The 15,457-nt window shown below is 72.9% G+C and carries 15 protein-coding genes, 1 tRNA gene and 2 pseudogenes; 13 read left to right on the top strand and 5 right to left on the bottom strand.

Going from position 1 to position 15,457, the window contains the following annotated elements; genetic code table 11:
- Positions 1-415 precede the first annotated feature (415 nt).
- From AC07C1_RS32800 to AC07C1_RS32745, 12 genes and pseudogenes are all read left to right on the top strand, one after another.
- Positions 416-2,329: pseudogene (locus AC07C1_RS32800) on the top strand (sensor histidine kinase); the annotation flags it as partial.
- A gap of 587 nt (positions 2,330-2,916) precedes the next feature.
- Positions 2,917-3,351, top strand: a complete 435-nt coding sequence (locus tag AC07C1_RS32795) for a roadblock/LC7 domain-containing protein (protein ID WP_478944978.1) — start codon at positions 2,917-2,919, stop codon at positions 3,349-3,351.
- Positions 3,352-3,353: 2 nt separating this feature from the next.
- On the top strand, positions 3,354-3,725 hold the full coding sequence (locus AC07C1_RS32790; RefSeq protein WP_478944976.1) for a DUF742 domain-containing protein: 372 nt from the start codon (positions 3,354-3,356) through the stop codon (positions 3,723-3,725).
- Positions 3,703-4,302 (top strand): GTP-binding protein, encoded by a 600-nt coding sequence (locus tag AC07C1_RS32785; protein ID WP_478944974.1) that lies wholly within the window; start codon positions 3,703-3,705, stop codon positions 4,300-4,302. The genes AC07C1_RS32790 and AC07C1_RS32785 overlap by 23 nt, the downstream gene beginning before the upstream one ends.
- Positions 4,303-4,363: 61 nt before the next feature.
- Positions 4,364-4,939, top strand: coding sequence for a GAF domain-containing protein (locus AC07C1_RS32780; protein WP_478944972.1), 576 nt, complete (start codon positions 4,364-4,366; stop codon positions 4,937-4,939).
- A 184-nt stretch (positions 4,940-5,123) separates the two neighbouring features.
- On the top strand, positions 5,124-6,152 hold the full coding sequence (gene tdh / locus AC07C1_RS32775; RefSeq protein ID WP_478944970.1) for an L-threonine 3-dehydrogenase: 1,029 nt from the start codon (positions 5,124-5,126) through the stop codon (positions 6,150-6,152).
- Positions 6,153-6,203: 51 nt separating this feature from the next.
- The gene (locus tag AC07C1_RS32770; protein ID WP_478944968.1) at positions 6,204-7,397 is read left to right on the top strand and encodes a glycine C-acetyltransferase; all 1,194 of its coding nucleotides are present in this window, start codon (positions 6,204-6,206) and stop codon (positions 7,395-7,397) included.
- Between the two features lie 31 nt (positions 7,398-7,428).
- A complete protein-coding gene (locus tag AC07C1_RS32765; protein WP_478944966.1) occupies positions 7,429-8,331 on the top strand; it encodes a LysR family transcriptional regulator in 903 nt (300 codons plus the stop codon).
- Between the two features lie 46 nt (positions 8,332-8,377).
- Positions 8,378-8,944: a helix-turn-helix domain-containing protein gene (locus AC07C1_RS32760; protein ID WP_478944963.1), complete on the top strand. Its 567-nt coding sequence runs from the start codon at positions 8,378-8,380 to the stop codon at positions 8,942-8,944.
- Positions 8,941-9,471 carry an N-acetyltransferase family protein gene (locus AC07C1_RS32755; RefSeq protein ID WP_478944961.1) on the top strand — a complete coding sequence of 177 codons (531 nt, stop codon included), beginning with the start codon at positions 8,941-8,943 and terminating at the stop codon, positions 9,469-9,471. Before AC07C1_RS32760 ends, AC07C1_RS32755 begins: the two co-directional genes overlap by 4 nt.
- A 30-nt stretch (positions 9,472-9,501) precedes the next feature.
- Positions 9,502-9,861: an MmcQ/YjbR family DNA-binding protein gene (locus AC07C1_RS32750; RefSeq protein WP_478944959.1), complete on the top strand. Its 360-nt coding sequence runs from the start codon at positions 9,502-9,504 to the stop codon at positions 9,859-9,861.
- 95 nt (positions 9,862-9,956) lie between these two features.
- Positions 9,957-10,180 (top strand): annotated as a pseudogene (locus AC07C1_RS32745) (MFS transporter); the annotation flags it as partial.
- A 185-nt stretch (positions 10,181-10,365) separates the two neighbouring features.
- Here AC07C1_RS32745 and AC07C1_RS32740 read toward each other — a convergent pair.
- On the bottom strand, positions 10,366-11,289 hold the full coding sequence (locus AC07C1_RS32740; RefSeq protein ID WP_478944957.1) for a transketolase family protein: 924 nt from the start codon (positions 11,287-11,289) through the stop codon (positions 10,366-10,368).
- A 33-nt stretch (positions 11,290-11,322) separates the two neighbouring features.
- Positions 11,323-12,030: a transketolase gene (locus AC07C1_RS32735; protein ID WP_478944955.1), complete on the bottom strand. Its 708-nt coding sequence runs from the start codon at positions 12,028-12,030 to the stop codon at positions 11,323-11,325.
- Between the two features lie 125 nt (positions 12,031-12,155).
- Here AC07C1_RS32735 and AC07C1_RS32730 point away from each other — a divergent pair.
- A tRNA-Pro gene (locus tag AC07C1_RS32730) sits at positions 12,156-12,232 on the top strand.
- A gap of 68 nt (positions 12,233-12,300) precedes the next feature.
- Here AC07C1_RS32730 and AC07C1_RS32725 read toward each other — a convergent pair.
- From AC07C1_RS32725 to AC07C1_RS32715, 3 genes are read right to left on the bottom strand one after another with little or no spacing between them, the layout of a single operon-like run.
- On the bottom strand, positions 12,301-12,837 hold the full coding sequence (locus tag AC07C1_RS32725; protein WP_478944953.1) for an NUDIX hydrolase family protein: 537 nt from the start codon (positions 12,835-12,837) through the stop codon (positions 12,301-12,303).
- 7 nt (positions 12,838-12,844) lie between these two features.
- Positions 12,845-14,023 (bottom strand): amidohydrolase family protein, encoded by a 1,179-nt coding sequence (locus AC07C1_RS32720; protein ID WP_478944951.1) that lies wholly within the window; start codon positions 14,021-14,023, stop codon positions 12,845-12,847.
- Between the two features lie 3 nt (positions 14,024-14,026).
- Positions 14,027-15,430 carry a glutamine synthetase family protein gene (locus tag AC07C1_RS32715; RefSeq protein WP_478944949.1) on the bottom strand — a complete coding sequence of 468 codons (1,404 nt, stop codon included), beginning with the start codon at positions 15,428-15,430 and terminating at the stop codon, positions 14,027-14,029.
- Between the last annotated feature and the right edge of the window lie 27 nt (positions 15,431-15,457).

Raw genomic sequence — 15,457 nt, 5'->3', positions numbered from 1 at the left:
CTCCGTAATAGCGGGGGGAGAGTGAGCCGCTGAAGCGAGCGGCCGGGCGCGCGAAGGGGGCGGACAACTGCCGGAAAACGGACGGGCGGTGAAGGCCGGGCGAATGCCAGGCCCACCGCCCGTCGTCTGCTTTTTGTGACCGGTTTTGACCAGGTCTTATCGGTCCCTTTCGGATCGGCTGGGGATGCCCGGCCGGGTCATCGGTCTTTCGTACGAGGCTTCATACCAGAGCGGGACGCTCCTCGGGGGAGTTTGTCAACTGCCCACCGCACATGATGCGCAGGCAACTACTGTCAGTGTCCGTCGGGCGACGCGGCCGGGTACACCGGTCCCGCCGACCGGCACCGCGATGACGCATGCCCGCCGCGCGCACCGCGTGAGGAAACAGGCCCGACGGACCAGTACGAGGACGCAGATGTCTCACCTCCGAGCACCGGCCACCCGTGCCGACCGCCGCGAGAGCGGCCGGCACGGGCGACCGGTCGCCCGACCCGCTCCCGCACTGCCCGAAACGCACATACGGCCCCAGCTCATGCGGCTCGCGGTACTGCCGCCCCTCGCGGTCGCGCTCAGCGCCACCGCCGCCGTGCTGTTCAGCATCCGCACCACCGGCGCACGCACCGGACCCACCCTGTGGGCCGTGCTCGCGGGAGCGGTCGCCGTGGCCGTCGCGGGCATCCTCATCGCCGCCGTGGCCGCCGACCGCGCCGCCCGCTCCGTCACCGACCGAGTCGACGCGTTGCGCCGCGCCGCCGCGCGCGGGGAGGCCGACCTGCACGCCCTGGTCGACGCGCTGCGCCAGGGCGAGACCCCGCCGCAGCGCAGCCCGCGCCGCCGGCCGCCCGAGGAGGCCGACGACTTCGAACTGCTGGCCGCCGATCTGGCCCGCGCGCACGACGGCGCCGTCACCGCCGTCGTGCGGGCCGCCCAGCTCTCCAGCCAGGCGGGCAGCGAGCAGAAGCTGGAGGTCTTCGTCAACCTCGCGCGCCGGCTCCAGTCCCTGGTGCACCGGGAGATCTCGATCCTCGACGATCTCGAGAACGAGATCGAGGACCCCGACCTGCTCAAGGGTCTGTTCCACGTGGACCACCTGGCCACCCGCATCCGGCGGCACGCCGAGAATCTCGCCGTGCTCGGCGGCGCCGTCTCCCGGCGCCAGTGGAGCAACCCGGTGAACATGACCGAGGTGCTGCGCTCCGCCATCGCCGAGGTCGAGCAGTACTCCCGGGTGAAACTGGTACCGCCGATCGACGGCGAACTGCGCGGCCACGCCGTCGCCGACGTGATCCACCTGCTCGCCGAACTCATCGAGAACGCCACGGTGTTCTCGGCGCCGCAGACCCAGGTGCTGCTCCGCGCCAACCTCGTCACCTCCGGACTCGCCGTGGAGGTCGAGGACCGCGGACTCGGCATGCCCGTCGCCGAACAGCACCGGATGAACGCCCTGCTCGCCGACCCCGACCAGGTCAACGTCGCCAGCCTGCTGGCCGACGGCCGCATCGGCCTCTACGTCGTCTCCCAACTCGGCCGCCGACACGGCATCACCGTGCGGCTGCAGACCAACATCTACGGCGGTGTGCAGGCCGTTCTCGTCGTCCCGCAGGCGCTGTTGGGAACGCCGCCCGAGGTACCGGGGACGACTGCCGACGCCGCCGTCGACCAGCCGCCGGACCCCGCGGACACCGGGGCGACGCGGCAGACGCAGCAGGTGCCGGCGCCCGTACCGCCGCCCGCGCAGATCCCGGCGGCACGGAGGGAGCCCGGTGCCCCGGCCCACCCCGGGACCGGTGCCGGATCCGCCGCTGGGCCCGGAGACGGGTATGCGGCCGGATCCACGGTCGGGCCGGAGGCGGGGGCCGGGTCCCAGGCCGGACCCGGGGCCGGGGCCGCCCCCGGTACCGGTCGGCGGCGGCACGCCCAGCGCGGGTCCGGGCGGCGGGAGCCCGAGACCAGGACGGCTCGGCGTGGTACCGAGAGCGGCGACGACGGGCGGAACGGAACTGTCCCCGCCCCGCTCCCGGTGCGCGGCGCCCAGGGCTCGCGGGCGACCCCCGCCGAGGCCGTGCCCGGCATCAGCGCCGAGGACCGGCCGGTGGTGGAGGCACACGCCGGTATGCCGCCCATCCCACGCGGCGACAGTGTGCGCGGCACCATGGACAAGCCCCGACTGCCCCGCCGCCGTGCCCAGGAGCACATCGTTCCCCAGTTGCGCGGCGGACCCGCACCCCGCCAGGACGGCGACACCGTCGAGGGCCATGACCCGGGACTGATGGCCGCCTTCCAACGTGGAATCGGACTCGCGGAGGCGCAGCAGCACAGGGATTCGGCGGTCGACGAGACGCCGGGCGCGGTGCCGACGGGCAGGGAGCCGGTGCACGAGGAGTCGACATATGGGGAGTCGACGTACGGCGAGGTGGCGTACGGCGAGGTGGCGTACCCGGAGTCGCAGCACACGGACTCCGCCCACATGCCGTCCCCCCATATGCCGTCCTCCCACATCACAGCGGCTCACCCGATCACCGGGCACATGGATGCCGCGCACATGGATGCCGCGCACATGTCGAGCGGTCACCTGCAGTCCGCCGTACCGGAGTCCCCGGAACCCATGCGGGCACGGCCCGAACACGCGGACCATGACCACACGGGCCTGAACCACATGGGCCCGGAGTCCACCCCCTCAGCCCCCGCGGCCCCGGACTACACGGTCCCGGACGGCACGCCCCCGGACCACACGGCCCCGGCTCCCATACCCCAGGCGCGCGCCCACGCGCCCGTATCCGACGGCATCCGTGGCACCGGCCGGACCGACGGGAGCGCCCCGGCCGGCTGACCGCACCCGCCCGTACGCACCCCACCCCCGGTACCCCCCCATCCAGCGCTCCCGCAGATCTTCGTACCCCAAGGAGTCGATCCACCATGGCGAGCGATGCGCCGACCGCCCACGCATCCGACCTCGACTGGCTGCTGAGCGGCCTCGTGCAGCGCGTACCGCACACCAGCAGCGCGGTGCTCCTGTCTAGCGACGGACTGGTGAAGTCCGTACACGGTCTCGACCCCGACAGCGCCGACCACATGGCGGCCCTGGCCTCCGGGCTGTACTCGCTAGGCCGCAGCGCCGGCGTCCGGTTCGGCGACGGCGGAGACGTCCGCCAGGTCGTCGTCGAACTCGCCTCGACGCTGCTGTTCGTCACCACCGCCGGTTCCGGCACCTGCCTGGCGGTGCTGGCCGGTCGCGAGGCCGACGCGGCCGTGCTCGGCTATGAAATGGCGATGCTGGTCAAGAGCGTCCGCCCCTACCTGGTGACCGCGCCCCGGCAGCATGCCGTCGGACCCACGGCGACGAGGCCTTGAGCGTGGCCGCAGCCGGCGACGGGCCCTGGCTGGACGACGCGGCCGGACGGCTCGTGCGCCCGTTCACGGTCAGCAACGGCCGCACCGAGCCGAGCATCGCCCTCGACCTGATGTCGCAGGTGATGGCCACCGGGGTGACCCCGCTCGGCTACCTGGGACCCGAGCACGCACAGGCGCTCCACCTGTGCCGTGCGCCTGTCTCGGTCGCCGAGGTCGCCGCTCAGCTGAAACTGCCCGCGGTGGTCACCAAGGTGCTGCTCTCGGACCTGGTCGACTGCGGTGCGCTGACCACCAGGCCACCCGCCTTCCACCACATTCCCACTGACCGGTCTCTGCTGGAGGCAGTGCTCGATGGACTACGACGACAGCTCTGACCCATTCCCCACCGCGCTCAAGATCCTCGTGGCGGGCGGGTTCGGGGTCGGCAAGACGACCTTCGTGGGCGCGGTCAGCGAGATCGCGCCGCTCAGCACGGAGGAGCTGCTCACCACGGTCAGCGTCGCCACGGACAATCTCGACGGCATCGAGAACAAGATGGAGACGACGGTCGCCATGGACTTCGGCCGGATCACCCTCGATCCGGAACATGTGCTGTACCTGTTCGGCACTCCGGGGCAGGAGCGGTTCTGGTTCATGTGGGACGAGCTGTCCGAGGGCGCGCTCGGGGCGGTGATCCTCGCCGACACCCGCCGGCTGCAGGACTGCTTCGCCGCCGTGGACTTCTTCGAGGAACGCGGGCTCGCCTTCATCATCGCCGTGAACGAGTTCGACGGGGGATTCCGTTACGACCCCGAGGAGGTGCGGGCCGCCATCGACCTCGACCCGGAGGTTCCGGTCGTCCGCTGCGACGCCCGTATCTCCAGCTCCGGTGTCCAGACCCTGCTCACCCTCGTACGCCACCTCCTCGCCCACACCCCGGAGCCCGCGCCCAGCCGTGGCGCCCACATGTGATTCCGCCCTACCGCCCACGGAGCCCCTATATGAGGTACGCCCACAGCGACGGAGCCCGGCCATGAGCTACGAGCCGCCCCGGCCGGTCCGGGGCCTGCTGCTCACCCCCGAGGACAGAGAGGCCCCCGCCCGCGTCCACCGGCTGCGCCGGCTCGGCCTCGCTGACCGGCCCGACCCCGCGCTGGACGCCTTCGCCGAGCACCTCGCCCAGCTCACCGGGGCGCCGTACGCCATGGTCAACTTCGTCGGCGAGGAGCATCAGTTCTTCGCGGGCCTGAGTGCCCCCGCCATCGCCCCGTTCGTCCGCGAGGACGGCAGCAGAGCCGAGCTGGGCCGGGTCCTGCCGCGCGACCACGGCTTCTGCCCCCATGTGGTGGTCCGCCGCAAGGCGCTGGTCCTGGAGGAGGTCCGCGACTACCCGCGGTTCGCCGGTAACCCGGTCGTCGACGCATACGGAATCAGGTCCTATCTCGGCGCCCCGCTCATCGACAGCTCCGGTATGGCGCTCGGCACCGTGTGCGCCGCCGACACAGAGCCCCGCGTCTGGGGGAGGGCGGGCCTGGAGGCCATCAAGGCACTCGCCGCCGACCTGGTCGTACGCCTCGAACGGAGCGCGGACGACGGCCTGCCCCTCTGAGCGCGGGCAGCGCGGGGGGTATCGCGAGGGGCATGAAGGAAAGCTGAGGCGGCGGTTAAGAAAAGCTCGATGGACCCCGGCCCGCGCATACGGCAGATTGCGGGGTGATCTCACCCCCCTGACCTGGCCCGCGGGCGCCTTCGGCATGCCGCGGACCGGGACCTCACCCACAGGAGCCGTAGCGTTGAAGGCGCTGGTCAAGGAGAAGGCGGAGCCAGGGCTCTGGCTGACGGACGTCCCGGAGCCCGCCATCGGTCCCGGTGACGTGCTCATCAAGGTCATGCGGACCGGTATCTGCGGCACCGACCTGCACATCCGGGCCTGGGACGGCTGGGCGCAGCAGGCGATCCGCACCCCGCTCGTGGTCGGGCACGAGTTCGTCGGGCAGGTCGTCGAGGCCGGGCGCGATGTGAGCGACATCCGCATCGGCGACCGGGTCAGCGGCGAGGGCCACCTGGTGTGCGGCAAGTGCCGCAACTGCCTGGCCGGCCGCCGCCACCTGTGCCGGGCCACCGTCGGTCTCGGCGTCGGCCGCGACGGAGCCTTCGCCGAGTACGTGGCCCTGCCCGCGTCCAATGTGTGGGTGCACCGCGTCCCCGTCGACCTCGACGTCGCCGCGATCTTCGACCCGTTCGGCAACGCCGTGCACACCGCGCTGTCCTTCCCGCTGGTCGGCGAGGACGTCCTGATCACGGGCGCCGGACCGATCGGCCTGATGGCCGCCGCGGTGGCCCGGCACGCGGGCGCCCGCAACGTCGTCATCACCGACGTCAGCGAGGAGCGCCTGGAGCTGGCCCGCAAGATCGGCGTGAGCCTCGCCCTGAACGTCGCCGAGTCCACGATCGCCGAGGGGCAGCGGGAGCTGGGACTGCGCGAGGGCTTCGACATCGGCCTGGAGATGTCCGGCCGCGCCGAGGCCATGCGGGACATGATCGCCAACATGACGCACGGCGGCCGGATCGCGATGCTCGGCCTGCCGGCGCAGGAGTTCCCGGTCGACTGGGCCCGGATCGTCACTTCGATGATCACCATCAAGGGCATCTACGGCCGCGAGATGTTCGAGACCTGGTACGCGATGTCGGTGCTGCTGGAGAGCGGCCTGGACCTCGCCCCGGTGATCACCGGCCGGTACGGCTACCGCGACTTCGAAGCGGCCTTCGCCGACGCCGCCGGCGGCACCGGCGGCAAGATCATCCTGGACTGGACCGCGTAACACCCCTCGCCCGTCAGCACCTTCTCCGTCAGCACCTTCAGGAGCCCTCTCATGTTCGACTCTGTCCGCGACGACCTGCGCGCCGCACTCGACGAGATCCGCGCCGCCGGCCTGCACAAGCCCGAGCGGGTCATCGACAGCCCGCAGTCCGCGACCGTCAACGTCACCGCCGGCGGCCGCCCCGGCGAGGTCCTCAACTTCTGTGCCAACAACTACCTCGGCCTCGCCGATCACCCCGAGGTGATCGCCGCCGCCCACCAGGCCCTGGACCGCTGGGGCTACGGCATGGCCTCCGTCCGCTTCATCTGCGGCACCCAGGAGGTGCACAAGGAGCTGGAGGCCCGGCTGTCGGCGTTCCTCGGCCAGGAGGACACGATCCTGTACTCCTCCTGCTTCGACGCCAACGGCGGTGTCTTCGAGACCCTGCTGGGCGAGGAGGACGCGGTGATCTCCGACGCCCTCAACCACGCCTCCATCATCGACGGCATCCGTCTGTCCAAGGCCCGCCGATTCCGCTACGCCAACCGCGACCTCGCGGACCTGGAGACCAAGCTCAAGGAGGCGTCCGGCGCCCGGCGCCGCCTGATCGTCACCGACGGCGTCTTCTCCATGGACGGCTACGTGGCACCGCTCGGCGAGATCTGCGACCTCGCCGACCGCTACGACGCCATGGTCATGGTCGACGACTCGCATGCCGTCGGCTTCGTCGGCCCCACCGGCCGCGGCACCCCCGAGCTGCACGGCGTCATGGACCGCGTCGACATCATCACCGGCACGCTGGGCAAGGCCCTCGGCGGCGCCTCCGGCGGCTATGTCGCCGCCCGCGCCGAGATCGTCGCCCTGCTGCGCCAGCGCTCCCGCCCGTACCTGTTCTCCAACACGCTCGCCCCGGTCATCGCCGCCGCCTCCCTCAAGGTCCTCGACCTGTTGGAGTCGGCCGACGACCTGCGCGTCCGCCTCGCCGAGAACACCGCGCTCTTCCGCCGCCGGATGACCGAGGAGGGCTTCGACATCCTTCCCGGTGACCACGCCATCGCGCCCGTCATGATCGGCGAGGCGGCGAAGGCGGCCCGGATGGCCGAACTGCTGCTGGAGCGCGGCGTCTACGTGATCGGCTTCTCCTACCCGGTCGTCCCGCAGGGCCAGGCTCGGATCCGCGTCCAGTTGTCCGCCGCGCACTCCACGGACGACGTCAACCGCGCGGTCGACGCGTTCGTCGCGGCCCGTGCCGAGCTGGAGGCCTGACCGGGGCGGACCCCCTGGGATAATTGACGGCATGATCGAAGCACGGCGGCTCCACATCCTCCGTGCGGTGGCCGACCACCGCACGGTCACCGCGGCAGCCGCCGCGCTCTACCTCACCCCCTCGGCCGTCTCCCAGCAGCTGGCGGCCCTGGAGCAGGAGACCGGCCACCGCCTGGTCGAGCGCGGCGCCAAGGGAGTACGGCTCACCCCGGCCGGCGAGATCCTGCTCAGCCACACCAACGCGGTCCTCGCCCAGCTGGAGCGGGCCGAGGCCGAGCTGGCCGCCTACAGCTCGGGCGAGGCGGGCACGGTCACCGTGGCCGCCTTCGCGACCGGCATCGCCGAGGTCGTGGCGCCCGCCGTGGCCCGCCTCTCGGCCCGCGCCCCCGGCATCCGCATCCGCGTCCAGGACGCCGAGGGCGACGCCAGCCTGCCGATGGTCCTGGACCGGCAGGTGGACGTGGCGGTCGCCGTCGAGTACCGGGGCGCCCCGTCCGCCGACGACCCCCGGCTCACCCATGTCCCGCTGTACGCCGAGCCGTTCGACGCCGTCGTGCCGGTCGGCCACCGCCTGGCGGACACCGCCGAGGTGCCCCTCGCCGAACTGGCCAAGGACTCGTGGATCGGCCCGTACCCCGGCAACCCCTGCCACGACGTGGTCGTCCTGGCCTGCGAGAGCGCCGGCTTCCAGCCCCGTCTGGAACACTCCTCCGACGACTTCCGGGCCGTCGTCGCCCTCGCCTCGGCCGACGCCGGGGTGGCCCTCGTACCGCGCTCCGCGCTGCACGGCATGGACCTCACGGGCGTGGTCGTCCGCCCGGTCGACGGCGTGGCCCCGACCCGCCGGGTCTTCGCGGCCGTACGCCGGGGAGCCGAGGGGCACCCGTTGATCCGGCCGGTGCTGGAGGCGCTGGGGGAGGCGGCACAGGCGTGAGCCCGCCGTAACACGCTCGTCTCATATTCGGGATAGCCTCCCGAATATGAGAGACGAGGATCCCATCGACACCCGGCTCGGCGCCCGGCTCGCCGAACTCCGGGCGCAACACGGCTGGTCCCTGGGCGAGTTGGCGGAGCGCAGCGGAGTGAGCAGGTCGACCCTGTCCCGGGCCGAGCGGGCCGAGATCAGCGCGACCGCCGCACTCCTCAACCGCCTCTGCCACGTCTACGGACGCACCATGTCCCAACTGCTCAGCGAGGTCGAGGCCGAGCCGGCCCCACTGGTCAGGGCGGAGGAGCAGCAGGTCTGGGCGGACCGCGCCTCCGGTTTCGTACGCCGGTCCGTGTCGCCGCCGCACGCCGGCCTGCGCGGCGAACTGGTCGAGGGCCGGCTCACCCCGGGCGCCGACATCGCCTACGACCGCCCGCCCGTGCCCGGCCTCGAACAGCACCTGTGGGTCCTCGACGGCGCGCTCGAGGTGACCGTCGGCGACACAGGTCACGCCCTGGACGCCGGCGACTGCCTGCGAATGCGCGTCTTCGGCCCGACGCGGTTCCGCTGCACCGGATCCGGCGAGACGCGCTATGTGCTGGCGGTGGTACGGCCATGAGGGTGCTGTGCTGGAACGACACCCACCTACGGGAACGGACCGAGGAGTTGGCCGGCCTGCTGGCCGACACCGTGGCCGGGGGCGCCTCGGTCGGCTTCCTCGCACCGCTCGGGCAGGCGGAGGCCGCGGCCTGGTGGCGGGAGCGGGCGGACGCCGTGGCGGCCGGCCGGCTGACGGTGTGGGTGGCCGTGGACGACACGGACCGGGTGGTGGGCACGGTCAGCCTGGCGCTGCCCGGCAAGCCCAACAGCCGCCACCGCGCCGAACTCGTGAAGCTGATGGTGCACCGCACCGCGCGCGGGCGGGGTCTCGGCCGCCGGCTCCTCGCCACCGCCGAGCACGCGGCCGTGTCCGCCGGCCTCACCCTCCTCCACCTCGACACCGAGACCGGCAGCCCGGCCGAGCACCTGTACCGCTCGGCCGGCTGGACCCGGGCCGGCACCATCCCCGACTACGCCCGGACCCCCGCGGGCGAGTTGCGCCCCACGACCCTGTACTTCAAGCGGCCGGGTGCTCGGCAGGGGTGACTGTCAGTGGCACGGGCTACCGTGCGTGGCATGCCGGACGCAGAAGACGTACGCCGTATCGCCCTGTCCCTGCCGGACACCACGGAGAAGGTCGCCTGGAGCATGCCCACGTTCCGGGTGGCCGGGAAGATGTTCGCCACGCTCCCGGAGGACGAGACGTCCATCGCCGTGCGCTGCCCGAAGGAGGAGCGTGACGAACTGGTGCTGGCCGAGCCGGACAAGTTCTGGATCGCCGACCACGAGGCGCAGTTCGCCTGGGTGAGAGCGAGACTCGCCGCGCTGGAGGACGAGGGCGAGTTGCGGGCCGTCCTCGCCGACTCCTGGCGCCAGGCGGCTCCGCCCCGACTCCTGGACGCCCACCCCGAGTTGGGGCTGCCGCCCGGGGGCTGAAAACACCCGGTGGGCGCGGGCGGGGCGTGGCATGATCCCGCGCGGCGGAAGCGGCTGGTGGCCCCGCCGGGTCGGCAGGGAGGGGAGCACCTCACGTGACCGGAACGGACTCACGGCACGACAACGCTGCACGGACCGTACACGGGAGCCGAGCCGAGCCGGCGCCCCGGCCGTCCGGTCGCGGGACTTCGCCCTGTTCTTCCTGGCCCGGGCCGTCGCCCGCCTCGGCGACACGATGCTGCCCGTGGCGCTCGCCGCCGGCCTGCTGGAGCACGGATACGGCGCGGCCGCGGTCGGCCTCGCCATGGCCTCGACGGCGCATCGAGCCCGTGCGCGGCCACATGCTCCTCGCGGGCCCCGCGGCCCGTGCGCTCGGCGTCGACCGGGTGTTGCTGGTCTCCGGCGCGGTGAGCCTGGGGGTGGCCGCGGCCCTGCTCGGGGTCCCGGCGATACGCGGTCTCGTGCGGGCCGACGCGAGAGGTCCCGCGGCGAAGGCTCCCTGGTTCACGCTCGCGTCGCGACGCGCTGCCCGCGGCTCACGAACCGGCCGATCCGCTCCCGCAGAGTGCGCGCATCGAGCCCGTGCGCCGCCACATGCTCCTCGATGGTCCCGTAACGGCGCAGCTCACGGCGGCCGACGCCCAGCCCGAGCACCCGGTGCGGAATGTCGGCCAGCGCCTCGCTCACCGCGCCCGTCGACGTCCCCGCGAGATACGGCTCCACCAGTACGACATCGCTGCCCGCCGTCTCCGTGGCCCGGCGCAGCCCCGCCGTGTCGAAGGGCCGTACGGTCGTCGCGTACAGGACGGTCACGTCCAGCCCCTCGGTGGCCCCGAGGACGGCGTCCAGCACCGGGCCGACCGCGACGACGACACCGGAGCGGCCCTCGCGGACCGTCACGAAGCGCTCGCCGTCGATCACCCGGCCCTGCCGGTTGGACTGCGCGGAGAGCCGCACGTACACCTTGTCGTCGCCCGCGGCGACCGCGTGCTGCAGCAGCGTCTCGGCCTCGTCGGGGTGCCCGGGCACGTGTACGGTCCAGCCGTCCAGCGTGTCGAGGAGGGCCACGTCACCCGGGGCCATATGGGTGTAGCCCCCGGCCGGCCAGTCGAAGGAGGCGGCGGCGCTCACCAGCACCGCTCCGGCGTCCTGATGCCCCAGATCCAGTTTGACCTGCTCGAACGGCCGCTCCACGAGGAAGCTGGCGAAGGTGTGCACGACCGGCCGCAGTCCGGTGAGCGCGAGCCCCGCCGCCGCCCCGACCAGGAGCTGCTCGCGGATGCCGACGTTGATCACCCGGTCGGGATGCCGGCGCATGGCCTCGCGGAAGCCGTCCACGCCGATCTCGGCGAGGACGACCGCGACCCGCGGGTCCTCGTCCAGCAGCCGGGAGACGACGGGGGCGAAACGGTCACGCATGGTGTCCATGGAGGTGTGCCCTTTCCGGAGAGCAGGACTGGGTCAGGCGTTCTTCGCTTCGACACGGGCCACGACCACGTGCGGCCGGCCCGGGTGCGGGGTCGTGAACGCGGCGTACAGGGCCTCGTGGTCGCGCCCGTCGACGGTCACCGCGGACCAGCCCGCGGCCTCGAAGCGGGCGGCGATCCCACCAGGCAGCGCATGGCTGGCGGAAGAGTTGTCGACCACCACGGTGTGCAGCCGCTCCAGGCCGGCGGGCCCGGCGAAGGCGATCGCCTCGTGATTGCTGCCCTCGTCCAGCTCGGCGTCCCCGATCAGCACCCACACCGCCGGGGCGTGCAGTCCCTGCGCCCGCAGCCCCAGCGCGGTGCCCACGGCGATGGGCAGCCCGTGCCCGAGCGACCCGCTGCCGATCTCTGCCCCCGGCACCAGCACGCGGTCCGGGTGATGCCCGAGCGGGGAGTCGTACGACCCGAACCCGGGCAGCCACTCGACGGGCACGAAGCCCTTCGCGGCCAGCACGGCGTAATACGCCATGGGCCCGTGCCCCTTGCTCAGCAGGAACCGGTCCCGGCCCGGATCGTTCCGCCGCTCCGGCGTGACCCGGAGCACCCGGTCGTACAGCACCCACAGCACGTCGAGCGTGGAGGTGGCCGCCGGCCCGTGCTTCTCGTCACCGGTCATCGAACGCATCAGCCCGGGCAGGTCGTCATGGCCGTACGTACGGTGCTCATCCGCTGTGATCGTCATGCCGCCGATGATCCAACCTCAACCGAACTTGAGGTCAAGCGGAAACGGATGCGCGACCACCGACCCGAGTGCGGTATTGTTTCCCTGCGCGTTTCGACCGGGGAAACCCCAGGTCAAACGGGTATCGGGACGTGGCGCAGCTTGGTAGCGCACTTGACTGGGGGTCAAGGGGTCGCAGGTTCAAATCCTGTCGTCCCGACCAGCTTTTTTGCCGGTCGGAGGCCGTCTTCTCATCGCTGAGAAGACGGCCTTTGTCGTGTGTCCCCGAGATCAGAGGGTCAGGCCCACATGCGCGAGGGCCTGCTTCAGCAGCACCCCCTGCCCGCCCGGCATCTCGCTCTGCACGGCCGGCGAGGCGGCCTCCTGCGGACTGAACCAGAGCAGGTCCAGAGCGTCCTGCCGCGGGCGGCAGTCGCCGGCCACCGGCACGATGTAGGCCAGCGACACCGCGTGCTGACGCGGGTCGTGGAACGGCGTGATGCCCGCCGTCGGGAAGTACTCCGCGACCGTGAACGGCTGCAGGGAGGGCGGGACGCGGGGCAGGGCGACCGGGCCGAGGTCCTTCTCCAGGTGGCGCAGCAGCGCGTCGCGGACCCGCTCGTGGTGCAGGACGCGGCCGGAGACCAGGGTCCGGCTGACCGTTCCGTCCTGTCCGATGCGCAGCAGCAGGCCGATGCTGGTGACTTCGCCGCTGTCGTCCACGCGCACGGGCACGGCCTCGACGTACAGGATCGGCATCCGGGCCCTGGCCATTTCCAGCTCGTCCGTGGTCAGCCAGCCGGGCGTGGTTTCGGTCATGTCAGACATTGCTTGATCATACTTTCCGGGTGGGGGGCCCGCCGAGGTCGCGGGCGGGTTCGGTTGCGGGCAGTCCGTACAGTCGGCGGGCGTTGTCGCGGCCCGTCCACGCCGCGATCCGCAGGGCGTCGGGCAGGCTCAGCTCGTCGGCGTCCACCCGGGCCTGGAGCAGGCCGGCGAGCCCCTGACGGAAGGAGAGCGCGCCCAGGTGGTGGAACTCGGCCACACCGTAGGCGTCGGAGCTGTACAGCAGTTTGCGGAACGGGGTGATCTCCAGTGCCTCCTCCAGCACCGCCCGGCAGCGGGCCGGGCCGGTGTAGTGCAGGGCGAGTCCGACGTCCAGGTACACCTGCCGGAACACCGCGGACAGGTAGGCGGCCTGGCGATGGTAGGGCCAGCAGTGCAGGAGAAGGACCGGGATGGTGCCGGACGTCAGGTGCAGCCAGTCGGTGAGCAGGGCCGGGTCCGCGCGGTGCAGTCGTACGTCGGCGTCACCGAAGCCGGTGTGGAGCTGCAGGGGCAGGCCCAGGTCGACGGCGGTCCACAGCAGGTGCCGTACCAGGACCGGGTCGGCGAGGCGGCCGCCCCGCGCGAGCCAGCGGGCGGCGGCCCCGGTCACCTCCCCGTCCGTCGGACGCGCCGGATCGACGGCGAAGCCGGTGCGGTAGGCCGCCACCGACTTCACCGCCACCACACCCGGCCGGCGTACGGCCTCCTCGGCGGCCGTACGGAACGCCGAGGCGTACGCGTCCGGTTCCACGCCCCGCGCGGCCACCGCCTCGGCGAGCTGCTCCAGGCGTACGACCTCATAAGCGGCGGCCGCTGCCGAGCGGGCCAGCTCGGCGGGGGTGGTGACCGGGTGCGGCGCGTAGCCGGTGTCCACGCAGAACACCTCCGCTCCGGACGCCGTCAGGAAGCGGCGGTTGACCTCCTGCCAGCCGAGGGCCGCGCGCCGGGCCAGGTAGTCGGCCGGTGGCGCGTGCCGGGGGAGGTCCAGCAGGGGCGCGCAGTGGCGGCGGACGGCCACACCGACGGGGCTGTCGAAGGGCGAGACACCCGGCCAGGCCTCGCCCTCGGTGATGAGGGACTCGAACGCACCGGCGGTCAGGTCGGCCGTCACGGCACCGTGGCAATGGTGGTCCACCAGGGGCAGCGCGGCGAGGGTCTCGTGGACCGGTCCCGAGGCGCTGGTCATCGTTCAGTACGTCCAGCGGTAGGCCGCCGCCACCTGGGCGTCGTCGAGGCCGGCCACGGCCGCTGCCTCGCCGAGGCGTACGGCGATCACGGCGTCCGCGAGGACCGGGCCCAGCGCGTCCCGCAGCACCGGGTCCGCGCGGAACTCCTCCACGGCCCGCGGCAGCGACTGCGGCAGCCGCCGTACGCCCAGGGCCGCCGCCTCGTCCACGCCGTACCGGGCCGGGTCGCCGGTGATCTCCTCGGGGAGGGACAGGGCCCGCGTCAGGCCGTCGAGACCCGCGGCGATCACGCAGCCGAGGGCCAGGTAGGGGCTGGCGGCCAGGTCGACCGGTTTGACCTCCAGGTTGGCGTCCTGGTCCCGGCGGCCCGCCATGCCCGTGATCAGCCGCAGGGCCGCCTCGCGGGTCTCGCGGCCCCAGGCGGTGAACACCCCCGCCCATCGGGAGGGCTGGAGCCGTAGATAACTGGCCGGGCTGGGGGCGGTGACCGCGGTCAGCGCGGGGAGGTGGGCGAGCACCCCGGCCACGAAGGACTCCGCGTCGGCCGTCATGCCGTACCGGCGCTCACCGCCCGCGTGCAGGTTCACCCCGTCGCGCCAGCAGGACAGGTGCAGGTGGCCGCCGTTGCCGACGCCCTCGGCGGACACCGCGGGCGCGAACGACACCCGCAGGCCGTGCCGCTGCGCCACCGCCCGGATCGTCTGGCGCACCAGGACGCTGCGGTCGGCCGCCGCCACCGGGTCCAGCGCGCCCACCGAGACCTCGAACTGCCCGGCCGCGTACTCGGGGTGGAGCTGGTCGACGTCCACGCCCTGCGCGGCGCACGCGGCCAGCAGGTCGGCGGTGTAGTCGCTCAGCTCGACCTGCCGGATCGCGCCATACGCCGGCCCGGAGACCGCGGGCACGAACTCCCCGGCGGGCGCCGAACCGAGCCCGACCGCCCACTCGATCTCGACGGCCGCCTTGAAGGCGAGGCCGTGCCGCTCGGCGGCGTCGGTGACGACCCGGCGCAGAAAGGTTCGGGCACAGCCCGGGTGCCGGGCGCCCTCCTGGGTGATCCGGTCCACCGGCGCCCACGCCCAGCCGGGCTGCCCGGCCAGCGCCACCAGCTGATCGAGGTCCGGGTAGAGCCTGAGGTCGCCGTCCGGGGAACCGAGCACGTCGGTGGTGACGATCGAGTCGTCCGCGAGGAAGGTGTCGAACACCGGGGACATGCCCACACCCCAGGACGCTGCCGCCTCCAGCCGCGCCGTCGGGATCGTCTTCACCCGGCCGACGCCCGCCGTGTCGACGTAGGCCAGCACGATGCCGCGTACGCCCTTCGCGGCCAGGTCGGCGGTGAGTGCGGCGACCCGGCGCAGATCACCGGGACGCCCGCCGGGCACGGGGTCGGCAAGGGTGGTCATACGTCCTCCTCGGCGGGCTCTGCGGCG

This window comes from Streptomyces sp. NPDC045022 (assembly GCF_056432605.1).
The sequence above is the reverse complement of the archived record's forward strand: the minus strand, read 5'-3'. Positions and strand labels throughout refer to the sequence as shown.

Excerpts from the sequence above, each read along its gene's own strand:
- AC07C1_RS32725 (WP_478944953.1), bottom strand. The coding sequence starts at position 12,837 with ATGTCTGACATGACCGAAACCACGCCCGGCTGGCTGACCACGGACGAG.
- AC07C1_RS32780 (WP_478944972.1), top strand. The coding sequence starts at position 4,364 with ATGAGCTACGAGCCGCCCCGGCCGGTCCGGGGCCTGCTGCTCACCCCC.
- AC07C1_RS32785 (WP_478944974.1), top strand. The coding sequence starts at position 3,703 with ATGGACTACGACGACAGCTCTGACCCATTCCCCACCGCGCTCAAGATC.
- AC07C1_RS32760 (WP_478944963.1), top strand. The coding sequence starts at position 8,378 with ATGAGAGACGAGGATCCCATCGACACCCGGCTCGGCGCCCGGCTCGCC.
- AC07C1_RS32795 (WP_478944978.1), top strand. The coding sequence starts at position 2,917 with ATGGCGAGCGATGCGCCGACCGCCCACGCATCCGACCTCGACTGGCTG.
- AC07C1_RS32750 (WP_478944959.1), top strand. The coding sequence starts at position 9,502 with ATGCCGGACGCAGAAGACGTACGCCGTATCGCCCTGTCCCTGCCGGAC.
- AC07C1_RS32755 (WP_478944961.1), top strand. The coding sequence starts at position 8,941 with ATGAGGGTGCTGTGCTGGAACGACACCCACCTACGGGAACGGACCGAG.
- AC07C1_RS32765 (WP_478944966.1), top strand. The coding sequence starts at position 7,429 with ATGATCGAAGCACGGCGGCTCCACATCCTCCGTGCGGTGGCCGACCAC.
- AC07C1_RS32720 (WP_478944951.1), bottom strand. The coding sequence starts at position 14,023 with ATGACCAGCGCCTCGGGACCGGTCCACGAGACCCTCGCCGCGCTGCCC.
- AC07C1_RS32715 (WP_478944949.1), bottom strand. The coding sequence starts at position 15,430 with ATGACCACCCTTGCCGACCCCGTGCCCGGCGGGCGTCCCGGTGATCTG.
- AC07C1_RS32770 (WP_478944968.1), top strand. The coding sequence starts at position 6,204 with ATGTTCGACTCTGTCCGCGACGACCTGCGCGCCGCACTCGACGAGATC.
- AC07C1_RS32740 (WP_478944957.1), bottom strand. The coding sequence starts at position 11,289 with ATGGACACCATGCGTGACCGTTTCGCCCCCGTCGTCTCCCGGCTGCTG.
- AC07C1_RS32735 (WP_478944955.1), bottom strand. The coding sequence starts at position 12,030 with ATGACGATCACAGCGGATGAGCACCGTACGTACGGCCATGACGACCTG.